The organism is Nonomuraea sp. NPDC050680, assembly GCF_040654555.1.
Lineage (GTDB): Bacteria > Actinomycetota > Actinomycetes > Streptosporangiales > Streptosporangiaceae > Nonomuraea.
This window is the reverse complement of the sequence record NZ_JBFAIF010000001.1, coordinates 433,021-459,212: the sequence shown is the minus strand read 5'-3', so window position 1 is coordinate 459,212 and position 26,192 is coordinate 433,021. Positions and strand designations below refer to the sequence as shown.

Sequence of the window (26,192 nt, the reverse complement as noted above, 5' to 3'; positions counted from 1 at the left end):
TCTGTACGCGCAACAGCCCGGAACCGTGGTCGGTTCCGGGCTGTTCCGGTCGGACTAGATGTCGTAATAGAGCTCGAACTCGTGCGGGTGCGGACGCAGCCGGATCGGGTCGACCTCGTTCTCGCGCTTGTACGCCACCCACGTCTCGATCAGGTCAGGCGTGAAGACGCCGCCCTCGAGCAGGTAGTCGTGGTCGGCCTCCAGGGCGGCGAGGACCTCGGGGAGCGAGCCGGGCACCTGCGGCACCTGGCGGGCCTCCTCCGGAGGCAGTTCGTAGAGGTCCTTGTCGACGGGCTCCGGCGGCTCGATCTTGTTGCGGATGCCGTCGAGGCCGGCCATCAGCATGGCCGAGAAGGCGAAGTACGGGTTGCACGATGGGTCCGGCACGCGGAACTCGATGCGCTTGGCCTTCGGGTTGGACCCCGTGATCGGGATGCGGACGCAGGCCGAGCGGTTGCGCTGTGAGTAGACCAGGTTGACCGGGGCCTCGTAGCCGGGCACCAGACGGTGGTAGGAGTTGACCGTCGGGTTGGTGAACGCCAGCAGCGACGGCGCGTGCCTGAGCAGGCCGCCGATGTAGTAGCGGGCCGTGTCGGACAGGCCCGCGTAACCGACCTCGTCGTAGAAGAGCGGCGAGCCGTCCTTCCACAGCGACTGGTGGCAGTGCATGCCGGAGCCGTTGTCGCCGAAGATCGGCTTGGGCATGAACGTGACCGTGTGGCCGTATTCGAGGGCGGTGCTCTTGATGACGTACTTGTAGAGCATCAGGTTGTCGGCCGTCTTGAGCAGCGTGCCGAACCTGAAGTCGATCTCCGCCTGACCGGCCGTGCCGACCTCGTGATGCTGCATCTCGACGTCGATGCCGGCCTCGATGAGGTTGCGCACCATCTCCGAGCGCAGGTCCGTGAAGTGGTCCATCGGCGGGACCGGGAAGTATCCGCCCTTGTAGCGGGGCTTGTAGCCGAGGTTGCCGCCTTCGGTGGCCTTGCCGGTGTTCCAGGCGCCCTCGATGGAGTCGATGTAGTAATAGCCGGCGTTCTGCCGCGTCTCGAAGCGGACGTCGTCGAAGATGTAGAACTCCGCCTCGGGCCCGAAGTAGACGGTGTCGGCGATGCCCGTGCCCTTGAGGTATTCCTCCGCCTTGCGGGCGACGTTGCGCGGGTCGCGGCTGTAGGCCTCGCCGGTCAGCGGGTCGTGCACGAAGAAGTTTATGTTGAGCGTCTTGTGCTGACGGAACGGGTCGAGCACGGCGCTGGAGGGGTCGGGCAGCAGCAGCATGTCCGACTCGTGGATGGCCTGGAAGCCGCGGATCGACGAGCCGTCGAACATGAGCCCATCGGTGAAGACGCTGGCGCCGAAGTTCTCTACCGGGAAGGTGAAGTGGTGCGTCGTCCCCGGCAGGTCGGTGAACCTGACATCGACGAACTGCACCCCTTCGTCACTGATGAACTTCAGGACGTCGTCGGCGGAGTTGAACACTCTCGAACCTCCCTGGGGACATGACTATCAGGCCGAGGTTAGGTCGCGGCCGTTTCCGATCGGTGTCCCGATTGTTTCGCACATGTTAAGCGGCTCAGGTCCGTCTCGACCGGTGACATTTCTTGTCTCGCGGAAGATCGCGGTCGAGATCGTAGGGATCGGTGGGCGGGTCGGTGGCTCGCGCCGACGTTTTGTCCGGCGCCGAGTCCCGGTAGGCCGGGTGGAGGAAGGCATCCTTCACGTCGCATCGCCCGGGCGTCCCGGTCCGCCTGCCCCAGTTCCTGACCCACGTGACCAGCCGCCCCGACTCGCGGTAGACCAGCACCTGGCCCTCGACGCGGGAGACGAAGCGCAAGACCGTTGCGGGCTGGCCTGGCCGCTGCACGGCGTAGACGACGAGGTACTTGACCTTTACCTCGGCGCCTTCGCGACCGTACTTCGCCAGCTTCTTGACGGTGCTCTCGCCGCGCACTTTGATGACGCCGGTGGCCAGCTCGGCCGTCTTCGGGGCGAAGCTGTTGACCCAGTAGCGGCCGTCGAAGCGCGGCTTCTTCGTCTGTTTGATGTCGAGCTGGTCCCGGTACCAGTCGCGCTGACGCGCGTCGAGGCGCTCGATGAACGCCTTCGGCTTGCCGCCCACGAGCGTCTTATGGTCGAGATAGGCTGCGGCCAGGAGATCGCGAGTACGGTCCAGTGCCTTCGCGACCTCCTTCTTCGACAGCCCGCCCAGCGCCTTCGCCTTCGGCATCACGAAGCCCGCCGTTCCCTCGGCGTACTTCTCGGCAGGGGAGCCCTCGAACGGGTCCGCCGCGGTCTTCTCTCCCAGGGCCGCCGCCTCCGTGCCGGTCGGCTCCGGCGCCGGGGCCGCCATGACCGGTTGGGTCTCCTCCGGGACCGGTCCCGGGCTCCCCGCCTGTGGCGTCAGCAGGTCGGGCCGGGCGGCGACGATCACGGTCGCCCCGCCGATCACCGCGGCCACCAGACCGGCCGCGAGCAGGCCCCGCCCCGCTCGCCGTGGCCGGGTGGCCTTGTCCGAGCGCGGCGCCCTGGCTCCCCTGGTGGCCGCCGTACGCATCCTGCGCCGCTCGTCCTCATCGATCTGCGCGACGAGCTCGTTGAAGCGCGCGTCTAAGTCATCCCCGTTCGGCATGGCGTACATGATGAGGGACAAAGGTGATCTTTGTGGCGCAGTTGGGTCACGATCCCGACCGAGCCCCCCGCCGGATACCGTTGGGCGTATGAGCGGGAACGAGCCTCGGTGGACGCAGACCTGGCTGGGCGGTGTGAGGGCGGCGGGGGTCGATCTCGGCTACCCGGGTGAGCGCCTGGGGCTGCCGGAGCAGGGGAGCGGCGCCATCGCCGGGTGGGGGCGGCGCATCGCCGGGCTGGTCATCGACTGGATGATCTGCACCTGGGTCGTGGTCCAGCTCGTGTTGCGGATGAACCCGGCGGAGTCGCCGTGGGCGCCCGTGGTGGTGTTCGCGATCCAGTACGTCCTGCTCGTCGGATTCATGGGGCAGACGTTCGGGCATCGGCTCGCGGGGATCAGGGTGGCCGCGATGGACGGTGGCAACCCCCGGCTGCTGCCCGTGCTGGTGCGCACGGTGCTGCTCTGCCTGGCCGTGCCCGCGCTCATCTGGGATCGCGACCACAGGGGGCTGCACGACCGCGGCTCCAACACGGTCGTCGTGCGTATGTGAAACGTCCATTGACAACGTTGTCTGCGCGGAGTCTGCTGTTGACAACGTTGTCGGGAGGGCGACATGCGGAGAGCACGTCTTGCGGCCGCGGCCTTCGCCGACGCCTACAGCAAGGGCGCGCTCCGACGGCAGCGGCAAATGTTCCCTAACAGGGCCCTGAACTACGTCAACATGTTCGATCCGGAGGTGGGCTTCTTCCAGGGCCGCGACTCCACGGGCAAGTGGCGCCGTACCAAGGCCGACTACGACCCCCGCGTATGGGGCTACGACTACACCGAGACCGACGGCTGGAACATGGCCTTCCACGCGCCCCAGGACGGCACCGGACTCGCCGCCCTCTACGGCGGGCGCGCGGGCCTGGCCAAGAAGCTCGACGCGTTCTTCGCCGACCAGGAGACGGCCACGTTCCCCGGTTCGTACAACGGCGTGATCCACGAGATGCGCGAGGCCAGGGACGTCCGCATGGGCCAGTACGGCCACAGCAACCAGCCCTCGCACCACATCATTTACATGTACGACCACGCCGGGCAGCCGTGGTAGGCGCAGGCCAAGGTCAGAGAGGCGCTGTCACAGCTCTACCTGGGCAGCGAGATCGGCCAGGGCTATCCGGGCGACGAGGACAACGGCGAGATGTCCGCCTGGTACGTCTTCAGTGCCCTCGGCTTCTACCCGCTCCAGGCCGGCAGCCAGGACTACGCGATCGGCTCGCCGCTGTTCACCAAGGCCACCGTGCACCTGCCGAGCGGCAAGGACCTGGTGATCAAGGCCCCGGCCAACAGCGCCGAGAACGTCTACGTCCAGGGGCTCAAGGTGAACGGCAAGGCGTGGACGTCCACCGCGCTGCCGCACGACGTGCTGGCCGGTGGGGCCGTACTGGACTTCGCGATGGGGTCCCAGCCGTCCACGTGGGGCGAGCCGCCGGAGTCGATCACGCCTGACGGTGAGACGCCGCGCCCGAAGCGCGACATCCCGGTCACCGGGGGCCCGGCGGCGCTGTCGGACGACACCTCGACGACAGCAGCCACCGTTTCCGGAAATATCACTCTCCAGGCTGGAACGCGGGACCTGGTGAGCTTCTACACCCTCACCTCGGCGGCCACCGGTCCCACGTCATGGAAGCTCGAGGGCTCCTACGACGGTACGGCCTGGACGGTCATCGACCAGCGGGACGGCCAGAGGTTCGACCAGGCGCGGCAGACCCGGCCGTTCAAGGTCGCCCGCCCCGGACGGTACGCCCAGTACCGCCTCACCGTCTCCGGCACGCTGGCCGAGCTGGAGCTGCTGGCAGTACCGGATCCGGCCTGCACGCGAACCGTCAGCGGTACCCACAGCGGCCCGCTCACGGTCGGCTCCGGCGTGACCTGCCTGGCGGCGGGCGCGAATGTGACCGGCCCCGTCGTCGTCCGGCAGGGCGCCTCGCTGATCACGCGGGCCGCCACGGTCGGCGGACCGGTCAGCGCGGTGGGCGCCGGGCGGCTGGTCCTGGTGGACACCTCCGTGGGCGGGCCGCTCACGGCGACCTCGGTGAAGGAGCTGTCCGTGGAGAAAACGGTGGTGGGCGGACCGGTCAAGCTGGCCGGAGACAGCGGTCCGCTGATCGCCGCCAGCACGGTCAAGGGGCCGCTGACCTGCACGGGCAACTCCCCGGCGCCGACAGCGAACGGCCTGTCCAACACGGTCTTGGGGCCGTCGGCAGGCCCGTGCAAGGGTCTCTAGCAACGATAAAAACCTTACCGGGTTCGATATTGAACCCGGTAAGGTTTATGCTGTCCCCATGATGATGGCCGGACTCAGGGAGAAGAAGAAGGAGCAGACCCGGCGGCGGATCGCCGAGGTGGCGCTGCGGATGTTCGCCAAGCGAGGCTACGAGGCCGTGACGGTCAACGAGGTCGCCGAGGCGGCCGGGGTCGCGAAGGTCACGCTGTTCACCTACTTCCCGACCAAGGAGAGCCTTGTCCTCGACGTGGTCAAGGAGGACACGGCGAAGATCGTCAACGAGCGGCGGCCGGGACAGGCGCCGCTCGAGGCGCTGCGTGAGCACTACCGGGCGTTCGCCGCCGAGGACACGGAGGGGGTCGACGTCGAGGGTCTGCTCACCAGGGCCTGGGTGATCTCGGCCAGCCCGGCGCTGATGGCGGGGCTGCACCAGACCCAGGCGGGGCAGCGGTACGAGCTGGCCGCCGCTCTGGCCAGTGCGCGGGGGGTGCCGGACGGGTCGTGCGAGCTGCGGGACCAGCTCATGGCCGCGCAGATCACCGCCGTGCTCACCACGCTGCAGGAGGGGTTCTTCCAGCGGCTCGTCGAGGGGACGCCCATCGCTGAGGCGGGCGGCCGGCTGGCGGACGACGTCGAGCTCGCCTTCGACCTGCTGGCACACGGCTTTACCGAAAACTAAGGGGATATTTCGTGAAAAAAGGCATCAACTATGACACCGGGTTTCTGCCGGGCGAGAGCCTGTCCCGGAAGGCGTTCGACGCCGAGACGGTCGGGCGTGAGATGCGGGTGATCGCCGACGAGCTGCACTGCGCGGCCGTACGCGTGTCCGGCGGCGACCCGGAACGGCTGAGCGTGGCGGCCGAGCAGGCCGCCGCGGCCGGGCTGGAGGTCTGGTTCGCGCCGTTCCCCGTCGACCTCACGCCGGAACAGGTGATCCCCCTCTACGCCGACTGCGCCGAACGAGCCGAGGCCATCCGGCGCGGCGGTGCCGAGGTGGTGCTGGTCGCCGGCTGCGAGACCAGCGCCTTCTGCGACGGGTTCATGCCCGGTGCCGACTACATGGAGCGCATGCGGGCGATGATGTCGGCCGACATGGAATGGTGGCAGTCGCTGGGCGCGATCATGGGCCGTTTCAACGGCTTTCTCGGGGAGGCGGCCGAGACGGTGCGGCCGCTGTTCGGGGGCCGGATCACCTACGCCTCGGGGCCGTGGGAGTTCGTCGACTGGACGCCGTTCGACCTGGTCGGCGTGGACGCCTACCGGGCCGCGTACAACGCCGACAGCTTCGTGGAGGAGCTGCGCGGCCACTTCAAGCACGGCAAGCCCGTCGTGGTGACCGAGTTCGGCACCTGCGCCTACACGGGGGCGGGGGAGCGCGGGGGCATGGCCTGGGACGTGCCCGACGGCTCCGAACGTGACGAGGGCGAGCAGGTCCGCTACCTGAACGAGCTGCTCGACGTCTTCGAGCAGGAGGGCGTCGACACGGCCCTGTGGTTCACCTTCGCCTCCTACAACCGGACCGGCGACGCCGACCTGGGCGCGTACGGGGTGGTCCGGATGCTCGACGAGACCCGCTGGGAGCCCAAGGCGGCCTTCCACGCGATGGCCGCTCGGTACGGGCGCGCCTGAGCCCCGCGCGGCCGGCCGGTCGCGCGAAGCCCGTGCGCCTGGCCGGGCGGTCAGGGAGTCGCGTGAAGTCCGCGCGCCTGGCTGGTCGGTCAGGGAGTCGCGTGAAGTCCGTGCGCCTGGCTGGTCGGTCAGGGAGTCGCGTGAAGTCCGTGCGCCTGGCTGGTCGGTCAGGGAGTCGCGTGAAGTCCGTGTGCCCGGCCGGGGTGCGGTGGGTCAGTGGCGTGTGCAGGTGAAGATGGCGGTGCCCGGTATGTGTTTGCCGCGCAGCGGGCTCCAGCCGCCCCACACCCGGTCGTGGCCTTCCGGCCATTCGGGCTCCTGCAGGCCCGTCACGCTCAGCCCCGAGGCGACGATCAGGCCGATCCAGTCGCCCGTCGTCCGATGGTGCTCGACGTAGGTGGGCGTGCCGTGCTCGTCCGTCTCGACATAGGGCGAACGGTCGAAGTAGGACCGGTCGGACGTCAGCCCGCGCGGCCCTGGATCGTCGGGGAACGCCCACCGGATCGGATGGCTGACCGAGAACACGAACCGCCCGCCCGGCCTGAGCACCCTGCCCACCTCGCGGAACACCGCCAGCGGATCGGCCACGAACGGCAGCGCCCCGAACGCCGAGCACGCCAGATCGAACGACCCACCGGCGAACGGGAGCACCTCGGCGTCGGCCTGCACCACAGGGACGTGCAGGCCGGTGTCGAGGTCGATCCGCTGCGAGTGGCGCAACTGCCGGTGCGACAGGTCGAACGCGGCGACCTCGGCCCCCTGCCCGACCAGCCACCGTGCGCACTGAGCCGCGCCACAACCCATCTCCAGCACCCGCCGGCCGCCTACGTCGCCCAGCAGGTGCGCCTCGGCCTCGTCGACGCCCTCCGGGCACCAGACGAAGCCGGTGTCGCGCAGGAACTCGCCGTGTTCGACCTGGTAGTCGTCGGCGTTGCCGTCCCACCAGCCGCGGTTGGCCCGCGAGGAGCCCGACATCATCGGCGCGCTCCCCGACTGCGATAGCACTAGCGCATCTTGGGGCCGCGCGGAACGCGAGCGCCCTTGGGCATCGGGCCCTTGGGCATCGGCATGTTCTTGGGGAGCGAGCGCAGGCGGTCCTTGACCTCGTTGACCGCGGGCTTCTTGAGGTTGCGCGGCAGCTTCATGATGTGGCGCTGGAGCTTGCCCAGCGGCACCTGCCCCTCGCCGTCACCGCACTGGATGTCGTAGATCTCGACGCCCAGCACCACCCGGGCGACCCGCTTCTTCTCGGCCGCGAGCATCTTGGCCACCCGGTTGCCGGGCCCCTCGGACACCAGCACGACCCCCGGGAAGCCGATCACGAGGTGGATCAGGTCCTGGTCACGGTTGACCGCGATGGCCGGGGTGACCTGCCAGTTGCCCCGCATGCCCTGCAGCACCGCGGCGGCGGCGCCGGTCTGGCCGTGCAGGATCGAATACTGGGCGCGCTGGGCCAGTTGCCCGAACACCACGAGGCCGACGGTGAGCGCGGCGAGCACGCCGAGGAACACCGAATACCACAGATAGTCCGTGACCAGCCCGATCACGACGATCACAGCCAGCGTGCCGACCGCCGAAAGGAAGACGATCGGCAACCCCTTGGGGTTGGCCTGCTTGATGATCTGCGCGATCATGCGGAACTGCTTGATGCGTCCCGGCTTCTCTGGGTCCTCGGACTTTGCCATGCTCCGAAGAATACAAACCAACCGAGCGGGATACGAAAACGCCTCTGGTCGTTCTGGGGTTTTTCTTTTACGGCAGAGCACGGTGAGCCCCACCCGCCGTACAGGGCCGGGCCCTGTCCAGGGGCACGCTCCTCCGGTGATGCGGGGCCGGGCGCCGTGACGTGACGGTGAGACCCCGGCCTACGTGCGTTACCAAACCGGTATTACCCGTCCATTCGACCCCACTGACGTCGCGCGGCCAGGACGAAGACAGGCCGCCTCCATGGCGGAGGCGGCCCAGGAGACGTCAGGCGCTCTGGCGAGCCTCGATGGCCTGCTTGTAGAGCTTGCCGGCGCGGTAGGAGGAGCGGACGAGCGGGCCCGACAGGACGCCCGCGAAGCCGATCGCCTCGGCCTCCGCCTGGAGCTCGACGAACTCCTCCGGCTTGACCCAGCGCTCGACCGGGTGGTGGCGGGGCGTCGGGCGCAGGTATTGGGTGATCGTCAGCAGGTCGGTGCCGGCGGCGTGCAGGTCGCGCATCGCCTCCACGACCTCCTCGCGCGTCTCGCCCATGCCCAGGATCAGGTTGGACTTGGTGACCAGCCCGGCCTCACGGGCCGTCGTGATCACGCCGAGCGAGCGGTCATAGCGGAACGCGGGCCGGATGCGCTTGAAGATCCGCGGCACGGTCTCGACATTGTGTGCGAACACCTCGGGCTTGGCCGAGAACACCTCTTCCAGCTGCTCACGGTCGCCGTTGAAGTCGGGCACCAGCAGCTCGACCCCGCAGCCGGGCAGCAGTGCGTGGATTTGCCGCGCGGTCTCGGCGTAGAGCCAGGCACCGCCGTCGGGCAGGTCGTCGCGGGCCACGCCGGTCACCGTGGCGTAGCGCAGGCCCATCTGCTCGACCGACTCGGCCACGCGACGCGGCTCGTCCCGGTCGTACTCCTTGGGCTTGCCGGTGTCGATCTGGCAGAAGTCGCAGCGGCGCGTGCACTGGTCGCCGCCGATGAGGAACGTCGCCTCGCGGTCTTCCCAGCACTCGTAGATATTGGGGCAGCCCGCCTCTTCGCAGACCGTGTGCAGGCCCTCCCGGCGCACGAGCGATTTGAGCTCGGTGTATTCGGGGCCCGTCTTCAGCTTGGTCTTGATCCACGGGGGCTTGCGCTCGATAGGGGTTTCGGCGTTGCGCACCTCCAGGCGGAGGAGCTTTCGGCCTTCAGGAGCAACGGTCACCGACCCAGCTTACGTCTCGCCCCAACCTCCCTCACGCCAGGGCCGTCATTCTCCGGGTCATCGGATGATTCGGCCGGCTCAGATGACCAGGCCGAAGCTGCGGATGGCGCGGGTGTAGTGGCGGAGCAGTTCGTCGTCGATCCGGTCCGACTCGGCCGAGCCGAGCAGCTCCGAGCTGGACGGCACGGAGTTGGACGGCTCCGAGTTGGACGGCTCCGAGCTGGACGGCACGGAGTTGGACGGCACGGAGTTGGACAGCACGGAGTTGGACGGCACGGAGCGGGGCAGTGCGGAGCCGGGCGCGGTGGCGCGGACGCCGTAGGGGGCCAGCAGCGCGGTCTGCCTGATCGACGCCACGCTCTCGCCGCGCAGGGCCGCCGCCTGCATGGGGGCGACGTACTTGCCGCTGGCCAGCAGCTCGTCGATTTCGGTCAGTTCCTCGGCCGTCAGGACGCGCAGGGCCCTCGCCTGCCGCCGTTCTTGCCTGCGGGCGTCGTCGGAGTGGGCCAGCCGTTTCAGGCAGTACTCGGTGAGCAGCAGCGGGCCGCCGAGCACCCGCCCGACGATCCGGCCCAGGAAGCTGACCGCCTCGTAGCCGGTGCTGTTGGTGTTCAGTACGCCGAGCGAGGTGGCCATCTGCGTGTGGGCGGCCTCGCGCGCACGCAGTGGTGCCGCTCCGATGAGCGCCTCCCGCCATGCGCCCAGCGTCGACAGCGCGCCGTCCACGATGAGCTCGCCGCCGGTCGGCAGCTCCGCGTACGCCCTGGCCAGCAGCGCGACCCGCTGCCGCGGCGACAGAGCCAGCCACGAGGGCAGCCCGATGACCAGCACGGGCACCCTGAGCGGGCCGGTGCGCGTGTACGTGGAGCTCAGGACCAGATCCCTGACCGCCACCTTCTGGGGACGCTTGACGCCGATCCGGTCGGCCACCCGCTCCGCCAAGCCGTACACCTGCCGGGCGGCGGAAGGGTCGAGGACCTCGGCGTCGGCGGGCAGGCGACCGAGGCGCGGCCGCAGCATCCACCCGATGGCGATCAGCAGGGCGCCGAGCGCCCACGCCGGGACGAGCTGGGCGTTGACCACGATCGTCCATCCGCCCAGCACGACGAAGGCCAGCGTCAGGGTGTGCACGACGAGAGCGAGGACCAGAGCCGCGAGCCAGGTCGCAGAGTGCTTCACAGACCGCTTCACAGGCTGATCGTAAACAGGCGAATGCCAGATTTCACCGCGTTTCGGCGACCGGCCGTGGGCCCGTCATGGGTCAGCTGTAAGTCAGCGGCGCATGAGGTCTTCCTCGTGCAGGTCGTACGGCTCCAAGCCCAGCGCTTCGGCCAGCCGTTTCTCGGCGATCGGCATGACCTCCTCGACCACGATCCGCCTGCCCGTCTCGGCGGACAGTGAGGAGACGCCCACATTCGGGATGCCGCACGGGACGATCCGGCTGAACCACCGGGGATCATTGGCGCAGTTGAGCGCGAACCCGTGCATCGTGACGCCGCGTGAGACGCGGATGGCCACGGCGCCGAGCTGGCGGTCGGGCAGGCCGAGGCTGGTGTCGCCCGCGGCCCAGACCCCGGCCCAGCCCGGCACCCGCCTGGCCGTGACGCCGAAGTCCGCACAGATCTGGATCATCGTGTCTTCGAGCCGGCAGATGTAGCGGGTCACGTCGTCGATCTCGACGATCGGGTAGGCGACGAGCTGGCCGGGACCGTGCCAGGTGATGCGGCCCCCGCGGTCGACGTCGATCACGGGGGTGCCGTCGGAGGGGCGTTCGTGCGGGGCGGTGCGCTTGCCCGCCGTGTAGACGGGCGCGTGCTCCAGCAGCAGAACCGTGTCGGTCAGCTCCCGGGCCACCCGTTTGCCGTGCACCCAGCGTTGCAGCTGCCAAGCCTGCTCGTAGGGGACGTCGACACCGAGACGGACGATGGCCAATGCGTGGGGGTCGACCCCGTGCTTGGGGCGCATGGGTCCATTGTGCCGTTCCCTCACCCATCCAGGGTAATTCAGGAAGCCAGGAGCCGAGGCTCGATCCGGAACTCCTTTGCCCCCTCGGCCCCGTCATGCTCGACTTTGTAGGCGTATCCGGCCGGATCGGTGGTTACGGCCTGAATGAAATCGGTGCCCACGTAGTGCAGCGCCACGCCCTCGTCGGCGGCGTAGCCCTCGGGCAGCTCGCCGCTGGCCACCGACTGGTGCAGCAGCTGCCGGCGTTGCGGATCGGAGTTGTAGTGGACTCCACACGAGTAGGGCAGGAAGGCCAGACCGTCGGCCCACACGTTGAGCTCGGGGCCGAAGGAGTCGGTGTTGCCGCCGACGTGCCAGCACAGCGCGCCCGCGCTCTGCCCGGACAGCACCACGCCCGACCGCCAGGCCTCTTCGAACGCCTCGTCGTAGCCGTGCAGCCGCCACAGGGCCGCCAGGTTGGCCACGCTGCCACCGCTGACATAGATCATGTCCTGCTCGAGCATCCACGCCCGCGGATCCTTGACATTGGGCATCGGAAACACCGTCAGATGGCTCAGCTCGACGTCCCATCCGGCGAAGGCGCCGTACATCTTCAGCAGCCAGTCGGCGTCGTCGCCCATGGCGGTGGCGACCAGCCCCAGCTTCGGCCGATCCTGGCCGGTCAGGTCGAGGCCGTAGCGCAGCAGCGGGCTCGCCTCCAGAAAACCGTGACGCGCCGTCGGGCGGAACGACCCACCGCCGATGGCAAGAATGTGCGACTGGCCCGACCTGGTCATGTTGGTATCTCCCGCGTGGTAAAGGATGAACAGCACCTAAGAATAGGGCGCTAGATTATGTCGCTCAAGGCCTCGTCGAGATGGTTATGGGTGAATCCGTAGCCGCTGCCGGACAGTTTCCCAGGCAGAATCCGGTGACTGGGCAAGAGCCCTTCCCGCGCGAACTCTCCCAGGCCGATGCTCAGCGCGAAGGCCGGGACGGGCATCGGCACGGTGCCCTTACGCAGGGCTTTCCCGAGCGTGGTGGTGAACTCCGCATTGCTGACAGGATTGGGCGAAGTCAGATTAACCGGCCCCACCAATTCCCGATTTTTCAGGATATGTAGTACTGCCTGAACCCAGTCGTCCTCGGATATCCAGGACCAGTACTGCTTCCCACTCCCGAGCGGCGCGCCGAGCCCCATCTTGAAAATGGGCAGCATCCGCCCAAGCGCCCCACCCCGCCCACTCAACACGAGCCCGGTACGCAATTGCGCGGTCCGGACACCGATCTCCTCGGCGGCCCTGGCCGTACCTTCCCAGAGCTCGCACAGATCAGCCAGAAACCCGGTGCCTTTCCCCTGGGACTCATCGATGACCCGATCTCCGGTATCACCGTAGAAGTCCACCCCAGAGGCCGACACGAGCACCTCAGGAGGCTGGGACAGCTGCCGCAACGCGTTGACGAGCACCCGAGTCCCGTCGACCCGGCTCCGCACCAGCTCGCGCTTGTACGCCTCGCTCCAGCGCTTGTCGGCGATGGGCGCTCCGGCCAGATGTACGACTCCTTCGGCCCCTTCGAGCACCGAAAGATCGATCACATCGTCCCGAGGCTCCCAGTAGGCCTCCTCATCGCTCTCCGGAGGCCGCCGCACCATCCTGACAACCCGCTGCCCCTGCCCCTGAAGCGCGTCCACCAACGGCCCCCCGAGCAGCCCGGACGCCCCCGTAACGATGATCGCCATACCTCCACACTACGCCGAGGGCCTGCCGCCACCCGCCCGTTACCCGCCTGGAGTGTCGGCCGTCTGATGCCCGCCCGCCACAACGGGCTTCGCAGGTCGGCGCTTCGCGCTTTCGGGGCTCAGGCGTTTGCTTCCAGTCGGGCCATGGGCCCGACCCCTGTAGGACCTCGCTTCGCTCGGGCGTCTTCCCGAGACGCGGCTCCGCCGCGCGCTTCGCCCACGGCTTCGATTGTTGTCCAGATGGGGCAGGTGATGCCTAGGCCGAGCCCAAGGCAACGGGCGGCCGTACGGGGCCCCCACCGCGATGCGGTCCGCCGCGCCTACCGGGAGAGAAGCTGATCGACACGGCGGCGGTCCTGGGCGCAGCCCCGGCATCGCCGTTCGGCGGATGGTCGTGAACGCACCAACCGTACGGTCTTGCGTTTAACGACTTCACGCGGTCGACCCTGACGGACTCGCTGGTGGTCATTATGTTGCTGACCGGCCGACGAGATCGTCTTGATTTTCGGCGGCCCACTGCGCGAGTTGCGCCAGGGGGCCGTTTGTGAACGATTCCCCCAGCTTGGAGAGCCGGTAGACCGCGCCTGTGTGCGTTGACGCTTGATCGGCGCTGTTGTCTCTCACGACGAGCCCGCGTGCCTGGAGACGTTGTAGCGCCTGAGTCAGCACCTTGTCGCTGACTCCCGCGATCGTCGTGAGCAGTTCCTTGCGTCGCGTTGGCCCCAGGCGCAGGGCCGAGAGCACGACAGGATCCCAAGCGTGGCTGATGAGTTCGGCCGCCGCGCGCACCTGGCAATCGGAGACGAATGTCTGACAGGACCCCTCGAGCACGAAACCCAGTATCGCATCGGTCTCCTACCAAACGGTAGGAGCTCCGTTCGTAGCGTCCCAGGAACACAGCTCGAAACAGAGGAGATCACTGTGAACGTAGGAATCTTGGGCACCGGAAACCTCGCCGTCGCGCTCGGCCGAGCCTGGGCTCCGGCAGGTCACTCACTATTCGTGGCAGGGCGCGACCCCCTGCGCTCCAAGGAGGCCGCCGACCAGATCGGCCCTATGGCGAAGGCTGTCGACCCCACAGAACTCGCAACTCAGATCGACGTGCTCGTGGTGGCGGTCGCTTGGGAAGGGCTGGAGGCGGCGCTGTCTCTCGTCGGCGCCCCCGAGGGGTCACTGGCCGGCAAGGCCGTGATCGACTGCACCAACCCGGTCGACTACACAACCTGTGAGCTGAAGCCGACATCCGGCTCGGCGGCGGCACTCGTGGCGCACACGGCTCCGGGTGCACACGTGGTGAAGGCGCTCCACCTGTTCGCAGGAGCCTCGTGGCCGTACGTGGGTCCGCAGGAGTCAGCGCCGGTCGTGGCGATCTGCGGCGACGAGCCAAGCGCTCTCGATCGCGCTGCGGCGCTTATCCAAGATCTTGGTGCCCGGCCCGCGGTGGTCGGTGGGCTCGGCAGCGCCCGGCAACTGGAGGAGGCCGCCGGCTTCGTCATGAGAGTCGTCGCGGCGGGTTACAACCCGAGGCTCGCCGTTCCCGATGTGGATCCGGCACTCCTTCGAGCAGCACAGACGACGACCGACTAAGCCAGCAGCCCACCGGAGAGGGTCGTGACTCCGGCCTTCACGGCCCTCTGGTTCACCCCTGATACCCCCGCCATGACTCACCCGCTGCCGGAGATCGCTAACTACTGATAGAGACGCTTTCTCATGATCGGCAGCTGTCGGAGGGCGTGGTCACGGCCGAGAAGGTCCGGGACCTGCTGGTGGCTCATCGCCTGGCCGACCGGGCGTTGACGTTCGCGATCGACGCGAGTACGCATCCGCGCCCGTATGCCGAGACCAGCCCGGGACGTCAGTGGCATCACCTGTCCGGACCGGGCGGGGTGGACGGCGGGGTGCCGGGCTGGGCCTGGCAGCCCCTGGTCCAGCTCAACCTCGACCATGACTCGTGGGTCGCGCCGCTGGATGTGATCTGCGTCGAGGTCGGCGGCCCGGCCCAGAGCCTTGCCGCGGTCAGCCAGGTCGACGCACTAGAGGGTCTGTCCGGGCGATCAAGAGGACGGGCTAATGCGTCGCGGTCGTCAGTGCGGGTTATCTCGGTTGCTGCGGATTTGCTGTGCTGTCAAGATCTGCACATGATTACCCCTGGCCCAATAGTCCCTGGTGGTGGCGGCTACCGTCACTCGTACGAGATCAGCGCCCCTGCACGCCTGGTCCAAGTCTCCGGACAGATTCCGGTGGCGCCGGACGGCAGCCTCCCAGACGGATTTGCCGCGCAGTGCCGCCAGGTCTGGGCCAACCTGGCGGCTGCGCTGGCTCATCACGGGATGGGTCTGTCCGACCTGGTCAAGGTGACCACGTTCCTGTCAGACAGGGCGTATCGGGAGGAGAACTCCGCCATCCGGCAGGAGGTACTCGGCGACCACGCTCCGGCTCTGACGGTCATCATCACGGGTATCTACGACGAAGCGTGGCTATTGGAAGTCGAGGCTGTCGCGGCGCGGTAAATGCCGTCCGCCGGTCATGAAGGCCGGTCATGAGCGGAGCCACAGGACGGTGGCTGCGACAGCGACGGTGCCGAGGAAGACGTAGCCGCGCTTGTCATACCGTGTGGCCATGGCCCGTGACTGTTTGAGCTTGTTGATGGCCCTCTCGACGGTGTTGCGCTTTTTGTAGCGGTCCCTATCGAAGGCGGGTGGCCGTCCGCCGCGTGATCCTTTGCGCAGGCGGGCGGCCTGGCTGTCGCTCTTCTCGGGGATGGTGTGGCGGATGCCGCGTCGGCGCAGGTATTGGTCGTGGCCTGGATGGCGTCGGGCTTTGTCGTCACACAGGACGGTGACGCGCCCACAAGAGGATCCGCGCAGCCAGGTCGGCTACGTCTTCACCCTCTTCGGCAAACACCATCGGGATCAGCGCGCGTGCCTGCGCGGCGTCCGCCATCGCGTCCTCGATCCACTCTCGCGCGTAGCCGCGCGCCCGCAGGCGGTCCAGTCGCACCTCGTCGGGGCAGTCCAGTACGGCCCAATGGGCCGGATCGTCCCACCGTCCCGCCGGTGCGAGTTCCGGGGGATCGGGGACAGGGCACAGCAACAGCACCGGATGCCCGGCCCGCCGCACCATGGTGACGATCCGCGCCCACAGCCGGTCGTACGCGGGCCACACGAGAGCGGCCCGCGGGTCGGCGATGGTCACCCCGAGCAGCGCGCCGTCTTCGAGCAGCTCATCCATGTCCATCACGACCAGCCCGTCCGCCGCCCGCAGCAGGTACGGCAACAGGGTCGTCTTTCCCGCGGCGGGAGCGCCCGCGAGCAGGTACAGAGGCGCGAGCCCACCGGCCGGTTGATCTACCACCGGCTTGATCATAGAGAGCCGGCCGACAGGGCGGGGCCACGTGGATGGCGGAGGCCGAGTTCCTTCGCCGACCGGGCCGCAGCCGGTCAGCGTTCGGCCGCGAGGGTGACGCCCAAACCGATGAACACGCTCCCGGTCGCCGCGTCGATCCGGCGGCGCACCGCCTGACGGCCGCGCAGCCAGCCGCCGATCCGCCCGGCCAGCACGCCGACCGTCGCGTCGGCCAGGAACTCCAGGACGATCAGGATGGCGCCGAGGATGGCGAACTGCAGCCAGACCGGCCCCGCCGCGGGATCGATGAACTGGGGAAGGAAGGCGATCATGAACGTGAACGTCTGCGGATTGGCCATGGAGGAGACCACACCGTTGAGGAAGGCACGCCGGCCGGACATTCCGCGGCTGGCCGGATCCTCGGCCTGGCTGTTCTTGCGGTTGCGGATCATCTGGACCCCGAGGTAGATCAGGTACGCGGCGCCGGCGAGCCGTAGCACCGTGAACACGACCGGGAACGTCGTCAGCAGTACGGCGAGCCCGGCGGCGGCCGCGGCGATGTACAACGCGTCACCTGTGATCACGCCGACCGTCGCCAGTAGCCCGGCGCGGGGGCCACCCCGCAGACCGCATCCCAGCACGAACAGCATGTCGGGTCCGGGGGTGATCAGAGCGACGATGGTGGTCGCCGTGAAAACGGCGAGCAGGTGCGGATCGATCGGCATGTGATGATCTTTCCACCTCCGGTGTCGGCGCGCGGCTCCGGGGCCGGCGCGACCAACACCGTTCGGGGCACGCCGGCGCAACTCACGTTCACTGATCAGGAACGGTCAGGCGGCGTAGCGCGGGTAGCCGTAGCCGACGACCTGGGAGGTGGGACGGACGCGCTGTTCGACCTTGCCGTTGCCGGTGTTGCCCTCGATCGTGGAGATCGTGCCGTCGCCGTTGTCCTTGATCACGAAGCCGACATGGCTGATGGAGCTCAAGTCCTTGCTGCCGCTCCAGGAGTAGAAGACCACGGCGCCGGGCTTGGCCACGGTGCCCCAGCGGTGGTTGCCGGCGAACCACTTGGCGTGGGCCACGGTGTAGGCGTCCCAGCCGACCTGGGAGCGGGCGCCGCTCTCCTCGCCGACCCAGGAGACGAACATCGAGCACCAGGCGGCGTTCAGGTAGTCCTGCCTGGTGCCGCCGTCACGCTGGACGGTCTCGGCGGCGCGGGGTGAGTTCACGTACCACTGCTGGAACTTGGTGCCGCCGCCGTTGGCGTCCTCGGACGTGCCGACCTGGGCCTTGGCCAGGTTCAGGACCTGCTGGGCGGTGACGTTCACCTTGGCCTCGCCGTTCCTGCCGCCCTGCGCGGAGGCGGGGGCGGCCTGAGCGGCCTGGGCGGTGGCGGGGGCGGCCTGAGCGGCCTGGGCGGTGGCGGGGGCGGCCTGAGCGGCCTGGGCGGTGGCGGCGTGCCGTGTGGGGGCCGTGGCCGCCGTGTCGGCGTTCGCCGCGGTGTGGGTGCCGAGGGCGGCGGCGGTGATGGTCGCGCCGAGCGCGATCTTGGCGTAGTTGATCTTGGGGGTGCGGATGATGATGATTACTCCTTGCTTCCATTCCGCTTACCGGGTTAGCTGACGGGCTCGGGCGTGGAAGCTGCCCTACGGCACATTGATGTGCCGATTAGCCCCGATCGAGACATGGGTCCCCGGTCCCGCGCACAGGCGGGTTCAGCGGTCACAGGTGATTTCCTGTGATGCATGTGATGGGTATGACGTCCGTACTCGGACATTGGCGGCGCGGCCGGGAGGGATGCTCACTGTCTAGGCCAGGCGCACAGATGGGTACAACGCACCCCTGACCTGGGTAATTCCATCGCAATGAAATCGCCACGCCAGGCCCGCCCAGCTCGTCGATCCGTCAAGTGGCGGGGGCACCTTGTTGATGTCGTGCCAGGGCGCATCCGGAGAAAGTTCGCCTACGGTCTGTCGAAATCGCGTCGCCCGTCCGACGTAGAGGCGTACCGACCAGTCATACAGCCAGGGAGACCCTCATGGCCCAGTACGCGATCCTCATCTTCGACAACGCCGAAGCCGGCGACTACACCCCTGAGCAGCAGGCGGCGAGCCAGCGGCACGCCGACGATCTCGTCGACTCCGGCGCCATGATCGCAGCGTACGCGCTGCGGTCCGCCGACACCGCCACCTCGTTGCGCGGCGACGTGGTCACTGACGGCCCCTTCATCGACTCCAAGGAAGTCATCGCCGGCGTCTGCGTCATCGAGGCCCCCGACCTGGACGCCGCCCTGGACCTGGCGCGTCGTAACCCCGCCGTCCAGTGGGGCCGTGGCGGTGTCGAGGTGCGTCCTGTCGCAGGCGGCATCGCGCCCATCGCCCGATGACGGCCGCGGCGGACGCGGGACAGGCAGAGGCGGACGCGGGGCAGGCGGTCGCCGACGCGCATCGGCGCGAGTGGGCTTTCGTGCTCGCCGCGACCGTGCGCGTCGCGCGGGATCTGGACCTGGCTGAGGAGTGCGTTCAGGAGGCGTATGCCGTGGCGCTCTCGGCCTGGGAACGCCATGGAATCCCCGCCAACCCCGCCGCGTGGCTCACCACCACGGCCAAGCGCAGGGCGATGGACGCGATCCGCCGCGAGCGGACCTTCCGGTCGAAGCTGCCGCTGCTGGTGGAGCCCGACGAGCTCGCTCCGCACAGGCTGACGGAAGGAGATGAGGGAGACCAAAAAGAGGGGGATCGAGAAGAGGGGGACGCGGTGGAACTGGAAGGTGCCGTACCCGATGAACGGCTGCGACTCATCTTCACCTGCTGCCATCCCGCGCTCGCGCAGGAGGCGCAGCTCGCGCTCACGCTGCGGCTGGTGTGCGGGCTGCCGACACCGGACGTCGCCCGGGCACTGCTGGTGTCGGAGCAGACCATGGCCGCCCGGATCACCCAAGCGAAGAAGAAGATCTCCGTCGCCCGCATCCCCTACCGGGTGCCGCGCCCGGCGGAGCTGCCGGACCGGCTGGCAGCCGTACTCGGCGTCCTGCACCTGCTGTTCACCGCCGGGCACACGGCGCCCTCCGGCCCGGCGCTCATGCGCACCGACCTGGCCGACCGCGCGCTGCACCTGGCCCGCGCGCTGCGAGAGCTCATGCCCGACGAGCCCGAGGTCGGCGGGCTGCTGGCACTGCTCGTGGTCACCGACGCCCGGCGCGCGACCCGGACCGGCGCTGACGGCCGGCTGCTGCGGCTTGAGGAGCAGGATCGCTCGCTGTGGGACCGCAGTGCGCTGGCCGAGGCGCACGAGCTGATCGTGGCCGGGCTGCGCGGCGGCCGCGCGGGGCGCTACCTGCTGCAGGCGGCGATCGCCTCGCTGTACGCCGAAGCGCCCTCGTACGAGCAGACGGACTGGCCACAGATCGTGGCACTGTACGACAGGCTGCTGGCGCTCTGGCCCTCACCGGTCGTCGCGCTGAACCGGACCGTTCCGGTGTCGATGCTCCATGGACCGGCGGTCGCACTGACGCTGGTGGAGGCGCTGGAGCAGGATGGCCGGCTCTCCCGGTACCAGTACCTACCGGCGATCAAGGCAGACCTGCTTCGCCGACTCGGCCGTACGGACGAGTCGGCGGCCGCTTACCGGCAGGCGCTGGAGCTGACCGACAACGAGGTTGAGCGGGCCTTCCTCACCGGGCGTCTAACCGGCCAAGCGTGACAAGGCTCAGCCAGGGCCGAGGAAGGTGATCCCCGGCCCTGGCGCGCCGTGAACTACGCCAGGCCCAGCTGCGCCTCGAAACGACCCTCTTCGAGGCGCCGCTTCACGGTGGTCAGGAAGCGGGCCGCGTCAGCGCCGTCCACGAGGCGGTGGTCGTACGTCAGCGCCAGGTACACCATCGACCGAACGGCGATGACCTCGCCCTCAGCGGTGTCGATCACGACGGGACGCTTCACGACGGCGCCGGTGCCGAGCATGCCGACCTGCGGCTGGTTCAGGATCGGCGTGTCGAACAGGGCGCCGCGGCTGCCCGTGTTGGTCAGCGTGAACGTGCCGCCGGTGATCTCGTCGGGCGTCACCTTGTTGGCGCGGGTGCGCTCGGCCAGGTCGGCGGTCTTGCGGGCGAGGCCGGCCAGGTTGAGGTCGCCGGCGTTCTTGATGACCGCCGCGATCAGGCCGCGCTCGGTGTCGACCGCGAGGCCCAGGTGCTCGACGTCGAAGTAGGTGACCTCCATGGTCTCGTTGTTGATCGTGGCGTTGAGCTTCGGGTGCTGCTTGAGCGCCTCGATGGCCGCCATCTCGAAGAACGGCATGAACGACAGCTTGACGCCCTCGCGGCGCAGGAAGTCGGCCTTCGCCTGGTCACGCAGCCGGGCGATCTTGGTGACGTCGACCTCGACGACCGTGGTGAGCTGGGCCGCGGTCTGCAGCGACTCGACCAGGCGCTTGGACATGGTCTGCCGCAGTCGCGACATCTTCTCCGTACGGCCGCGCAGCGTGGTGTCGACCTCGACGGGCTCGGGAGCGGCGGCGACCGGAGCCGGCGCGGCCTGAGCGGATGCGGCGGCGGGAGCCGGAGCGGCCTGTGCGGCGGCGGGAGCCGGCGCTGCGACCTGCTCGCGCTGCGACTTGGCGGCCTCCAGGACGTCCTGCTTGCGGATGCGACCGCCCACGCCGGTGCCGGTGATCGCCTCGAGGTCGACACCGTGCTCGTTGGCGAGCTTGCGCACCAGCGGCGTCACGTAGGGGCTGTCGCCCGAGGACGGCAGCGGGGTCGGCTCGGTGGCGGCCGGGGCCTGCTGAGCGGGCGCCGGAGCGGCCGGAGCCTGCTGCACCGGAGCGGGAGCCTGAGCGGGCGCAGGGGCGGGGGCGGGGGCCTGGGCAGGAGCGGGCTGCGGGATCGAGGAGACCGGCGCGGGAGCCGGGGCCGGCTCGGGCTCCGGCTGCGGCTCGGGCTGCGCGGCGGGCGCCGGCGCGGCCTCCTGCGTGGCGGCGCCGCCGGCCTGGCCGTTCTCGTCGATGACGGCGAGCTCGGCGCCGACCTCGACGGTCTCGTCCTCAGCAACGACAATCTTGGTGAGCACGCCGGCGGACGGCGACGGGATCTCGGTGTCGACCTTGTCGGTCGACACTTCGAGGAGCGGCTCGTCGGCCTCGACGCGCTCGCCCTCCTTCTTCAGCCAACGGGTCACCGTGCCCTCGGTGACGCTCTCGCCGAGCTGGGGCATCTGTACAGAGACCGGCATCGTTATCTTCTCTCGCGTTCTGATTTCGAGGGCTTGAATTAGTTGTGTACGTGCAACGGCTTGCCGGCCAGGGCCAGCATCGCCTCACCGACGGCCTCGGACTGGGTCGGGTGGGCGTGGATGAGCTGGGCGACCTCCGCGGGCAGCGCCTCCCAGTTGTAGATCAGCTGACCCTCGGTCACGAGCTCGCCGATGCGGCGGCCCACCATGTGGACGCCCACCACGGGGCCGTCCTTCTGGGCGATGACCTTGACGGCACCCGCGGTGCCGAGGATCTGGCTCTTGGGGTTGCCCGCGAGGTCGTAGACCTGTTCGACGATCTCGATGCCGCGCTCGGCGGCCTGCGCGGACGTGATGCCCACCGAGGCGACCTCGGGGTCGGAGTAGGTGATCCGCGGCACGCCCGCGTAGTCGATGGCGGGCGGGTTGAGCCCGGCGATGTGCTCGGCCACCATGATGCCCTCGGCGAACCCGGCGTGGGCCAGCTGGAGGGTGGGGATCAGGTCGCCGATGGCGTAGACGCCGGGGATCGAGGTCTGGCAGTGCTCGTCGACCACGACCGCGCCGCGCTCGACCCTGATGCCCTGCTCCTCGAAGCCCATCCCGGCCGAGACGGCGCCGCGGCCGACCGCGACCAGCAGCAGCTCGGCGTCGAGGGTCTTGCCGTTGGCGAGCGTGACGACCACGCCGGTGTCGGTGGTCTTGACGCCCTCGAAGAAGACGCCGAGCTCGTACTTGATGCCGCGGCGGCGGAAGGCGCGCTCCAGCAGCTTGGAGCTCGACTCCTCCTCGGTCGGCAGCAGGTGGGGCAGCGCCTCGACGATCGTGACCTCGGCGCCGAACGAGCGGTAGACGCTGGCCAGCTCGACGCCGATGACGCCGCCGCCCAGCACGATCACCGAGGTGGGCACACGGTCCATCCTCAGCGTGTGCTCGCTGGTGATGACGCGCTCGCCGTCGATGTCCAGGCCGGGCAGCGACTTGGGCGCGGAGCCGGTGGCCAGGACGATGTCGCGGCCCTCGTAGACCTCGGAGCCCACCTGGATCCGGTGCGATCCGACCAGGCGGCCCTCGCCTTCGACGATCGTCACGCCGGCGCCCTTGAGCAGGCCCTGCACGCCCTTCCAGGCGCGGGTGACGATCTTGTCCTTGAACGCGTGGACGGCCGGCACGTCGATGCCGTCGAAGCGGGCCTTGACGCCGAACGTCTCGCTCTCGCGGGTCTCGTCGGCGACCTCGGCCGAGTGCAGCAGGGCCTTGGTGGGGATGCATCCCCTGTGCAGGCAGGTGCCGCCGATCTTGTCCTTCTCGATCAGGGCGACCGTCTTGCCCAGCTCAGCCGCCCGTAGCGCGCAGGCGTATCCGCCGCTGCCGCCTCCCAGGACGACGATGTCGTAGGCCACAGTCAGGCTCCTTGTCGGGGTGTTCGTGATGCCGTCATCTTTTCATTTGTTTCAGATGCTCGCGTGCCGCTCGGCCAGTCCGATGAGCGTGCGGGTGATGGCCCCGGTGCCGCCCTTCGGCGTGTAGCCGTGCGGCTCGCCCTTGTTGAACGCGGGTCCGGCCATGTCGATGTGCGCCCAGCGCACCCCGTCGGGCACGAACTCCTTCAGGAAGATGCCCGCGGCCAGCATGCTGCCCCAGCGTTCTGGCTGGAGGTTGGCGATGTCGGCGATCGGGGAGTCGAGGCCCTTGCGCAGTTCCTCCGGCAGCGGCATGCCCCAGGCGCCCTCGCCCGCGGCGCCGGCCACCTCGACGACCAGCTCGCGTACGGCGTCGTCGTTGGCCATGACGCCGGCCGTGCGCCAGCCGAGTGCGACGATCTGCGCGCCGGTGAGGGTGGCCACGTCGACGATCAGGTCGGGGGAGTCCTCGGCGGCGCGGGCGATGCCGTCCATCAGGACCAGGCGGCCTTCGGCGTCGGTGTCGAGCACCTCGACGGTCTTGCCGCTGTAGCTGTGGATGACGTCGGAGGGACGCTGCGCGGTGCCGCTGGGCAGGTTCTCGGCCAGGCAGAGGTAGCCGACGACGTTGACCTTCGGGGCGAGGCGGGCGACGCCGATCAGGGCGCCCAGGACCGCGCCCGCGCCGCCCATGTCGGATTTCATCCAGTCCATGGAGGCGGACGGCTTGAGCGACAGGCCGCCGGAGTCGAACGTGATGCCCTTGCCCACGTACGCCAGCGTCTTGGTGGCCTCGGGGTGGGTGTAGGAGAGGCGGACCAGGCGCGGCGGGTTGACCGAGCCCTGGCCGACGCCGATGAGGCCGCCGTAGCCGCCGTCCTTGAGCTGCTTCTCGTCGAGCACCTCGACGCTCAGCCCGGCCGCGCCGCCGCGCTGCTCGGCGATCTCGGCGAACTTGGCCGGCCACAGGTCGGAGGGCGGCGTGTTGACCAGGTCGCGGACGAGCGTGACCGACTCGGCGAGCACGGAGGCGCGACCGGCGATCCCGTCGGATCCATCCGCTCCATTCGCTGACAGTACGGTGAGGTCGCCCACAGGCTCCTTCACCTCGCCGTTGGTGCGGTAGCGGGAGAATCCGTAGGCGCCCAGCAGCGCACCCAGCGCCACGGCCTCGGCCTGGTCGGCCGATTCGGCGGGCAGGAGGAGCGCGGCGCGGGCGGTGCCGGCGAGGGACCGTACGGCGGCGCCCGCGGCGCGGCGCAGGGTCTCGGCGTCGGCCGTGGTGTCGGCTTTGGCGGAGCCACCGAGGCCGACCGCGACCAGCAGCGGAGCGGCGATGGCGCCGAACACGGGCACCTTGGCGAGCTCTCCGGGCTTGCCGGAGAAGCCGACGGCGGTGAGCGTGGCGGCGAGCCTGCCGCCGAAGGCCGCGTCGAGGGACTCGGCGCCGGTGGCGGGGTGAGGGCCTTCGGGGCCGGACCGGAACCCGACGATCAGCGCGTCGGTGTCGAAAGAGACTGGATCTGCTGAGTTCAGCCGCACAGTGGTCACGTAAACCGATGCTATCCAGGGTTTAGAGGTACTCACAAACAGGGGTTCATCCTACCATTCGGCGACGCGCGATCAAGACGACTTGGTGTTAGTGTCATTAGCACCATGCTGCTGACCCTGGATCTCAACGACGCGCGTCCCCTCCACGAGCAGGTGGCCGGCGCGATCCGCCGTGCCCTCGGCGAGGGCACGTACGCGCCGGGAGACCGGCTGCCACCCGCCCGTGACCTGGCCGAGGCGCTCGGCATCAACCCCAACACGGTGCTGCGCGCCCTGCGCGATTTGCGAGACGAGGGGCTGCTGGAGTTCAGGCGGGGGCGCGGCGTCAGCGTCGCGGGCCGGGCCGACGGGCGGGCGCTGCTCCTGCAGCGGGCCCGCGAGTTGCTGGAGGAGGCCACAAGACTCGGCTACCGCCGCGAAGACCTCATCACGATGCTGGAGGAGCTGCCATGATCTCGCGACTCGCCGCCGCCGCATGGGGACTGGTCGTGGCCGCCGCGCTGGTCGCGGCTCCGCTCGCGCTGCGCGACCGGCTGCCCGACCCGCTGGCCGCGCACTGGAGATCGGGTCTCGTGCCCGACGGCGAGCGGTCCTTCACTGCCTTGCCGTCAGCAGTGGTACGGCAGGCCGCGTCCGTCATCCGAGTACGGCGCAGATCGTGAGCGTGGTGGCCGTGGCGGTCTCGACGAGCGCCCCCAGCACGTCACCGGTGACCCCGCCCAGGCGCCGCCTGGCATGGCGGAGCAGGAGCGACGCCGCCACGAGCCCGGCCACCACGCCGAGCGGGAGGACGTAGACCATCCTTTGTCCCGCCACCAGGCCGAGGCCCGCTGCCGCCGCCAGGGCCAGGGCGGTGGCCGCCCAGGCGGCGCCCGGCCGTACCGTGCCCGCGACCAGCGCGCCGAGCCCGTCGGGGCGGGCGGCGGGAACGGTCGACCGGCAGGCCCAGGTGAGCGCCAACCGGCCGGTGACGCAGGCGGTCACCAGGGCGGCCGGCCCGATCCCGGAAAGGGCGGTCATCAGGGCGGGCGGCCCGAGCCAGGACAGCGCGGTCGTCAGGGATGTCGACCCGAGCCCGGAAAGGGCGATCGCCTGGGTTGTCGGCGCGAGCCCGGAAAGGGCGGTCGCCTGGATGAGCAGCGTCAGCACCAGGGTGATCACGCCGAACGGCCCGATATCCGACTTTTTCATGATGTCGAGCGCCTGAGGGGCGGGCTTTCCGCTGCCCAGCCCGTCCGCGAGATCCGCCAGGCCGTCCAGGTGCAGCCCTCGCGTCAGCACGGCCAGCAGCCCGAGCGCGAGCGCCGCACCCAGCAACGGCGGCCCCGGGAGCAGCAACGGCAGACAGGCCACGCCGCCCAGCACCAGCCCAACGGCCGGGGCCAGCACCATCGCCCGCCCCACCACCTGGCGATCGACACGTGTCACCCGGACCGGGAACACACTCAGCGTCCCGATCGCGAACCGCACCCCGTCCATCACGCCCTCCCTACGATTGCCGACGCGTCCCCGGGCCGGGCCAACAAGCCGCGCACGCTCCTCCTACGGTGTCGGC

26 protein-coding genes, 2 pseudogenes and 1 riboswitch are annotated in these 26,192 nt (G+C 69.3%); of the genes and pseudogenes, 10 read left to right on the top strand and 18 right to left on the bottom strand.

Annotated features, from left to right (window positions below):
• Positions 1–54 precede the first annotated feature (54 nt).
• Together glnA and AB0H88_RS02220 are read right to left on the bottom strand one after the other, a co-directional pair.
• A complete protein-coding gene (gene glnA, locus AB0H88_RS02225) occupies positions 55–1,479 on the bottom strand; it encodes a type I glutamate--ammonia ligase (protein WP_225298326.1) in 1,425 nt (474 codons plus the stop codon).
• A gap of 94 nt (positions 1,480–1,573) precedes the next feature.
• Positions 1,574–2,629 carry a hypothetical protein gene (locus tag AB0H88_RS02220; protein ID WP_357640126.1) on the bottom strand — a complete coding sequence of 352 codons (1,056 nt, stop codon included), beginning with the start codon at positions 2,627–2,629 and terminating at the stop codon, positions 1,574–1,576.
• A gap of 88 nt (positions 2,630–2,717) precedes the next feature.
• Between AB0H88_RS02220 and AB0H88_RS02215 the strand changes: the two genes are divergently transcribed.
• The 4 genes and pseudogenes from AB0H88_RS02215 (at position 2,718) to AB0H88_RS02200 (ending at position 6,524) form a co-directional block, all read left to right on the top strand.
• On the top strand, positions 2,718–3,179 hold the full coding sequence (locus tag AB0H88_RS02215) for an RDD family protein (protein WP_357640123.1): 462 nt from the start codon (positions 2,718–2,720) through the stop codon (positions 3,177–3,179).
• 63 nt (positions 3,180–3,242) lie between these two features.
• Positions 3,243–4,895 (top strand): annotated as a pseudogene (locus AB0H88_RS02210) (glycoside hydrolase domain-containing protein).
• A gap of 58 nt (positions 4,896–4,953) precedes the next feature.
• The gene (locus AB0H88_RS02205; protein ID WP_357640120.1) at positions 4,954–5,574 is read left to right on the top strand and encodes a TetR/AcrR family transcriptional regulator; all 621 of its coding nucleotides are present in this window, start codon (positions 4,954–4,956) and stop codon (positions 5,572–5,574) included.
• Between the two features lie 11 nt (positions 5,575–5,585).
• Positions 5,586–6,524: a hypothetical protein gene (locus AB0H88_RS02200; protein WP_357640118.1), complete on the top strand. Its 939-nt coding sequence runs from the start codon at positions 5,586–5,588 to the stop codon at positions 6,522–6,524.
• 213 nt (positions 6,525–6,737) lie between these two features.
• Here the strand turns inward: AB0H88_RS02200 and AB0H88_RS02195 are convergent, their stop codons facing one another.
• The 8 genes from AB0H88_RS02195 to AB0H88_RS02160 all read right to left on the bottom strand — a co-directional run bounded on the left by AB0H88_RS02195 (position 6,738) and on the right by AB0H88_RS02160 (position 13,941).
• Positions 6,738–7,502: a class I SAM-dependent methyltransferase gene (locus AB0H88_RS02195; RefSeq protein ID WP_357640115.1), complete on the bottom strand. Its 765-nt coding sequence runs from the start codon at positions 7,500–7,502 to the stop codon at positions 6,738–6,740.
• Between the two features lie 26 nt (positions 7,503–7,528).
• Positions 7,529–8,209, bottom strand: a complete 681-nt coding sequence (locus tag AB0H88_RS02190) for a DUF4191 domain-containing protein (protein WP_357640112.1) — start codon at positions 8,207–8,209, stop codon at positions 7,529–7,531.
• 286 nt (positions 8,210–8,495) lie between these two features.
• Positions 8,496–9,425: a lipoyl synthase gene (gene lipA, locus AB0H88_RS02185; RefSeq protein ID WP_357640110.1), complete on the bottom strand. Its 930-nt coding sequence runs from the start codon at positions 9,423–9,425 to the stop codon at positions 8,496–8,498.
• A gap of 78 nt (positions 9,426–9,503) precedes the next feature.
• Complete coding sequence (locus AB0H88_RS02180) at positions 9,504–10,616, bottom strand: hypothetical protein (protein WP_357640107.1); 1,113 nt, start codon at positions 10,614–10,616, stop codon at positions 9,504–9,506.
• 81 nt (positions 10,617–10,697) lie between these two features.
• Positions 10,698–11,390, bottom strand: a complete 693-nt coding sequence (lipB, locus tag AB0H88_RS02175; protein ID WP_357640105.1) for a lipoyl(octanoyl) transferase LipB — start codon at positions 11,388–11,390, stop codon at positions 10,698–10,700.
• Between the two features lie 38 nt (positions 11,391–11,428).
• Entirely contained in the window at positions 11,429–12,166 is a 738-nt protein-coding gene (locus tag AB0H88_RS02170; RefSeq protein WP_357640102.1) for a peptidase E, read from the bottom strand.
• Positions 12,167–12,216: 50 nt separating this feature from the next.
• A complete protein-coding gene (locus AB0H88_RS02165; RefSeq protein ID WP_357640099.1) occupies positions 12,217–13,110 on the bottom strand; it encodes a TIGR01777 family oxidoreductase in 894 nt (297 codons plus the stop codon).
• Positions 13,111–13,578: 468 nt separating this feature from the next.
• Positions 13,579–13,941 carry a helix-turn-helix domain-containing protein gene (locus AB0H88_RS02160; protein ID WP_357640097.1) on the bottom strand — a complete coding sequence of 121 codons (363 nt, stop codon included), beginning with the start codon at positions 13,939–13,941 and terminating at the stop codon, positions 13,579–13,581.
• A gap of 90 nt (positions 13,942–14,031) precedes the next feature.
• On the opposite strand from AB0H88_RS02160, the gene AB0H88_RS02155 reads away from it, so the two are divergent.
• Both AB0H88_RS02155 and AB0H88_RS02150 read left to right on the top strand, forming a co-directional pair.
• Positions 14,032–14,697: an NAD(P)-binding domain-containing protein gene (locus AB0H88_RS02155; RefSeq protein WP_357640094.1), complete on the top strand. Its 666-nt coding sequence runs from the start codon at positions 14,032–14,034 to the stop codon at positions 14,695–14,697.
• Positions 14,698–14,843: 146 nt separating this feature from the next.
• Positions 14,844–15,620, top strand: coding sequence for a RidA family protein (locus AB0H88_RS02150; RefSeq protein ID WP_357640091.1), 777 nt, complete (start codon positions 14,844–14,846; stop codon positions 15,618–15,620).
• 27 nt (positions 15,621–15,647) lie between these two features.
• Here the strand turns inward: AB0H88_RS02150 and AB0H88_RS02145 are convergent.
• From AB0H88_RS02145 to AB0H88_RS02130, 4 genes and pseudogenes are all read right to left on the bottom strand, one after another.
• Positions 15,648–15,911 (bottom strand): annotated as a pseudogene (locus tag AB0H88_RS02145) (transposase); the annotation flags it as partial.
• Positions 15,912–15,936: 25 nt separating this feature from the next.
• The gene (locus AB0H88_RS02140; RefSeq protein ID WP_357640088.1) at positions 15,937–16,464 is read right to left on the bottom strand and encodes an AAA family ATPase; all 528 of its coding nucleotides are present in this window, start codon (positions 16,462–16,464) and stop codon (positions 15,937–15,939) included.
• An 86-nt stretch (positions 16,465–16,550) separates the two neighbouring features.
• The gene (locus AB0H88_RS02135; RefSeq protein ID WP_357640085.1) at positions 16,551–17,180 is read right to left on the bottom strand and encodes a LysE family translocator; all 630 of its coding nucleotides are present in this window, start codon (positions 17,178–17,180) and stop codon (positions 16,551–16,553) included.
• 105 nt (positions 17,181–17,285) lie between these two features.
• Positions 17,286–17,783, bottom strand: coding sequence for a CHAP domain-containing protein (locus AB0H88_RS02130; RefSeq protein ID WP_357640083.1), 498 nt, complete (start codon positions 17,781–17,783; stop codon positions 17,286–17,288).
• A gap of 261 nt (positions 17,784–18,044) precedes the next feature.
• A riboswitch (cyclic di-AMP (ydaO/yuaA leader) is annotated at positions 18,045–18,186 on the bottom strand.
• 307 nt (positions 18,187–18,493) lie between these two features.
• Between AB0H88_RS02130 and AB0H88_RS02125 the strand changes: the two genes are divergently transcribed.
• Positions 18,494–18,841 (top strand): YciI family protein, encoded by a 348-nt coding sequence (locus AB0H88_RS02125; RefSeq protein ID WP_357640080.1) that lies wholly within the window; start codon positions 18,494–18,496, stop codon positions 18,839–18,841.
• Positions 18,838–20,157: a DUF6596 domain-containing protein gene (locus tag AB0H88_RS02120; protein WP_357640077.1), complete on the top strand. Its 1,320-nt coding sequence runs from the start codon at positions 18,838–18,840 to the stop codon at positions 20,155–20,157. The genes AB0H88_RS02125 and AB0H88_RS02120 overlap by 4 nt, the downstream gene beginning before the upstream one ends.
• A 53-nt stretch (positions 20,158–20,210) precedes the next feature.
• Here AB0H88_RS02120 and sucB read toward each other — a convergent pair whose 3' ends face one another.
• From sucB to AB0H88_RS02105, 3 genes are read right to left on the bottom strand one after another with little or no spacing between them, the layout of a single operon-like run.
• Positions 20,211–21,683 (bottom strand): 2-oxoglutarate dehydrogenase, E2 component, dihydrolipoamide succinyltransferase, encoded by a 1,473-nt coding sequence (sucB, locus tag AB0H88_RS02115; RefSeq protein ID WP_357640075.1) that lies wholly within the window; start codon positions 21,681–21,683, stop codon positions 20,211–20,213.
• Between the two features lie 38 nt (positions 21,684–21,721).
• Positions 21,722–23,086 (bottom strand): dihydrolipoyl dehydrogenase, encoded by a 1,365-nt coding sequence (lpdA, locus tag AB0H88_RS02110; RefSeq protein ID WP_357640073.1) that lies wholly within the window; start codon positions 23,084–23,086, stop codon positions 21,722–21,724.
• A gap of 51 nt (positions 23,087–23,137) precedes the next feature.
• Positions 23,138–24,637, bottom strand: coding sequence for a leucyl aminopeptidase (locus tag AB0H88_RS02105; protein ID WP_357640071.1), 1,500 nt, complete (start codon positions 24,635–24,637; stop codon positions 23,138–23,140).
• Positions 24,638–24,742: 105 nt separating this feature from the next.
• Between AB0H88_RS02105 and AB0H88_RS02100 the strand changes: the two genes are divergently transcribed.
• Entirely contained in the window at positions 24,743–25,090 is a 348-nt protein-coding gene (locus AB0H88_RS02100) for a GntR family transcriptional regulator (RefSeq protein ID WP_357640069.1), read from the top strand.
• Complete coding sequence (locus tag AB0H88_RS02095; protein WP_357640067.1) at positions 25,087–25,299, top strand: hypothetical protein; 213 nt, start codon at positions 25,087–25,089, stop codon at positions 25,297–25,299. The genes AB0H88_RS02100 and AB0H88_RS02095 overlap by 4 nt, the downstream gene beginning before the upstream one ends.
• Here AB0H88_RS02095 and AB0H88_RS02090 read toward each other — a convergent pair.
• Positions 25,274–26,116: an adenosylcobinamide-GDP ribazoletransferase gene (locus tag AB0H88_RS02090; protein ID WP_357640064.1), complete on the bottom strand. Its 843-nt coding sequence runs from the start codon at positions 26,114–26,116 to the stop codon at positions 25,274–25,276. The two genes, AB0H88_RS02095 and AB0H88_RS02090, sit on opposite strands and share 26 nt — an antisense overlap.
• Positions 26,117–26,192: the final 76 nt, after the last annotated feature.

Excerpts from the sequence above, each read along its gene's own strand:
- lipB (WP_357640105.1), bottom strand. The coding sequence starts at position 11,390 with ATGCGCCCCAAGCACGGGGTCGACCCCCACGCATTGGCCATCGTCCGT.
- AB0H88_RS02125 (WP_357640080.1), top strand. The coding sequence starts at position 18,494 with ATGGCCCAGTACGCGATCCTCATCTTCGACAACGCCGAAGCCGGCGAC.
- AB0H88_RS02135 (WP_357640085.1), bottom strand. The coding sequence starts at position 17,180 with ATGCCGATCGATCCGCACCTGCTCGCCGTTTTCACGGCGACCACCATC.
- AB0H88_RS02205 (WP_357640120.1), top strand. The coding sequence starts at position 4,954 with ATGATGATGGCCGGACTCAGGGAGAAGAAGAAGGAGCAGACCCGGCGG.
- AB0H88_RS02215 (WP_357640123.1), top strand. The coding sequence starts at position 2,718 with ATGAGCGGGAACGAGCCTCGGTGGACGCAGACCTGGCTGGGCGGTGTG.
- AB0H88_RS02090 (WP_357640064.1), bottom strand. The coding sequence starts at position 26,116 with ATGGACGGGGTGCGGTTCGCGATCGGGACGCTGAGTGTGTTCCCGGTC.
- AB0H88_RS02165 (WP_357640099.1), bottom strand. The coding sequence starts at position 13,110 with ATGGCGATCATCGTTACGGGGGCGTCCGGGCTGCTCGGGGGGCCGTTG.
- AB0H88_RS02170 (WP_357640102.1), bottom strand. The coding sequence starts at position 12,166 with ATGACCAGGTCGGGCCAGTCGCACATTCTTGCCATCGGCGGTGGGTCG.
- AB0H88_RS02220 (WP_357640126.1), bottom strand. The coding sequence starts at position 2,629 with ATGCCGAACGGGGATGACTTAGACGCGCGCTTCAACGAGCTCGTCGCG.
- AB0H88_RS02195 (WP_357640115.1), bottom strand. The coding sequence starts at position 7,502 with ATGATGTCGGGCTCCTCGCGGGCCAACCGCGGCTGGTGGGACGGCAAC.
- AB0H88_RS02120 (WP_357640077.1), top strand. The coding sequence starts at position 18,838 with ATGACGGCCGCGGCGGACGCGGGACAGGCAGAGGCGGACGCGGGGCAG.
- AB0H88_RS02095 (WP_357640067.1), top strand. The coding sequence starts at position 25,087 with ATGATCTCGCGACTCGCCGCCGCCGCATGGGGACTGGTCGTGGCCGCC.
- AB0H88_RS02100 (WP_357640069.1), top strand. The coding sequence starts at position 24,743 with ATGCTGCTGACCCTGGATCTCAACGACGCGCGTCCCCTCCACGAGCAG.
- sucB (WP_357640075.1), bottom strand. The coding sequence starts at position 21,683 with ATGCCGGTCTCTGTACAGATGCCCCAGCTCGGCGAGAGCGTCACCGAG.
- AB0H88_RS02190 (WP_357640112.1), bottom strand. The coding sequence starts at position 8,209 with ATGGCAAAGTCCGAGGACCCAGAGAAGCCGGGACGCATCAAGCAGTTC.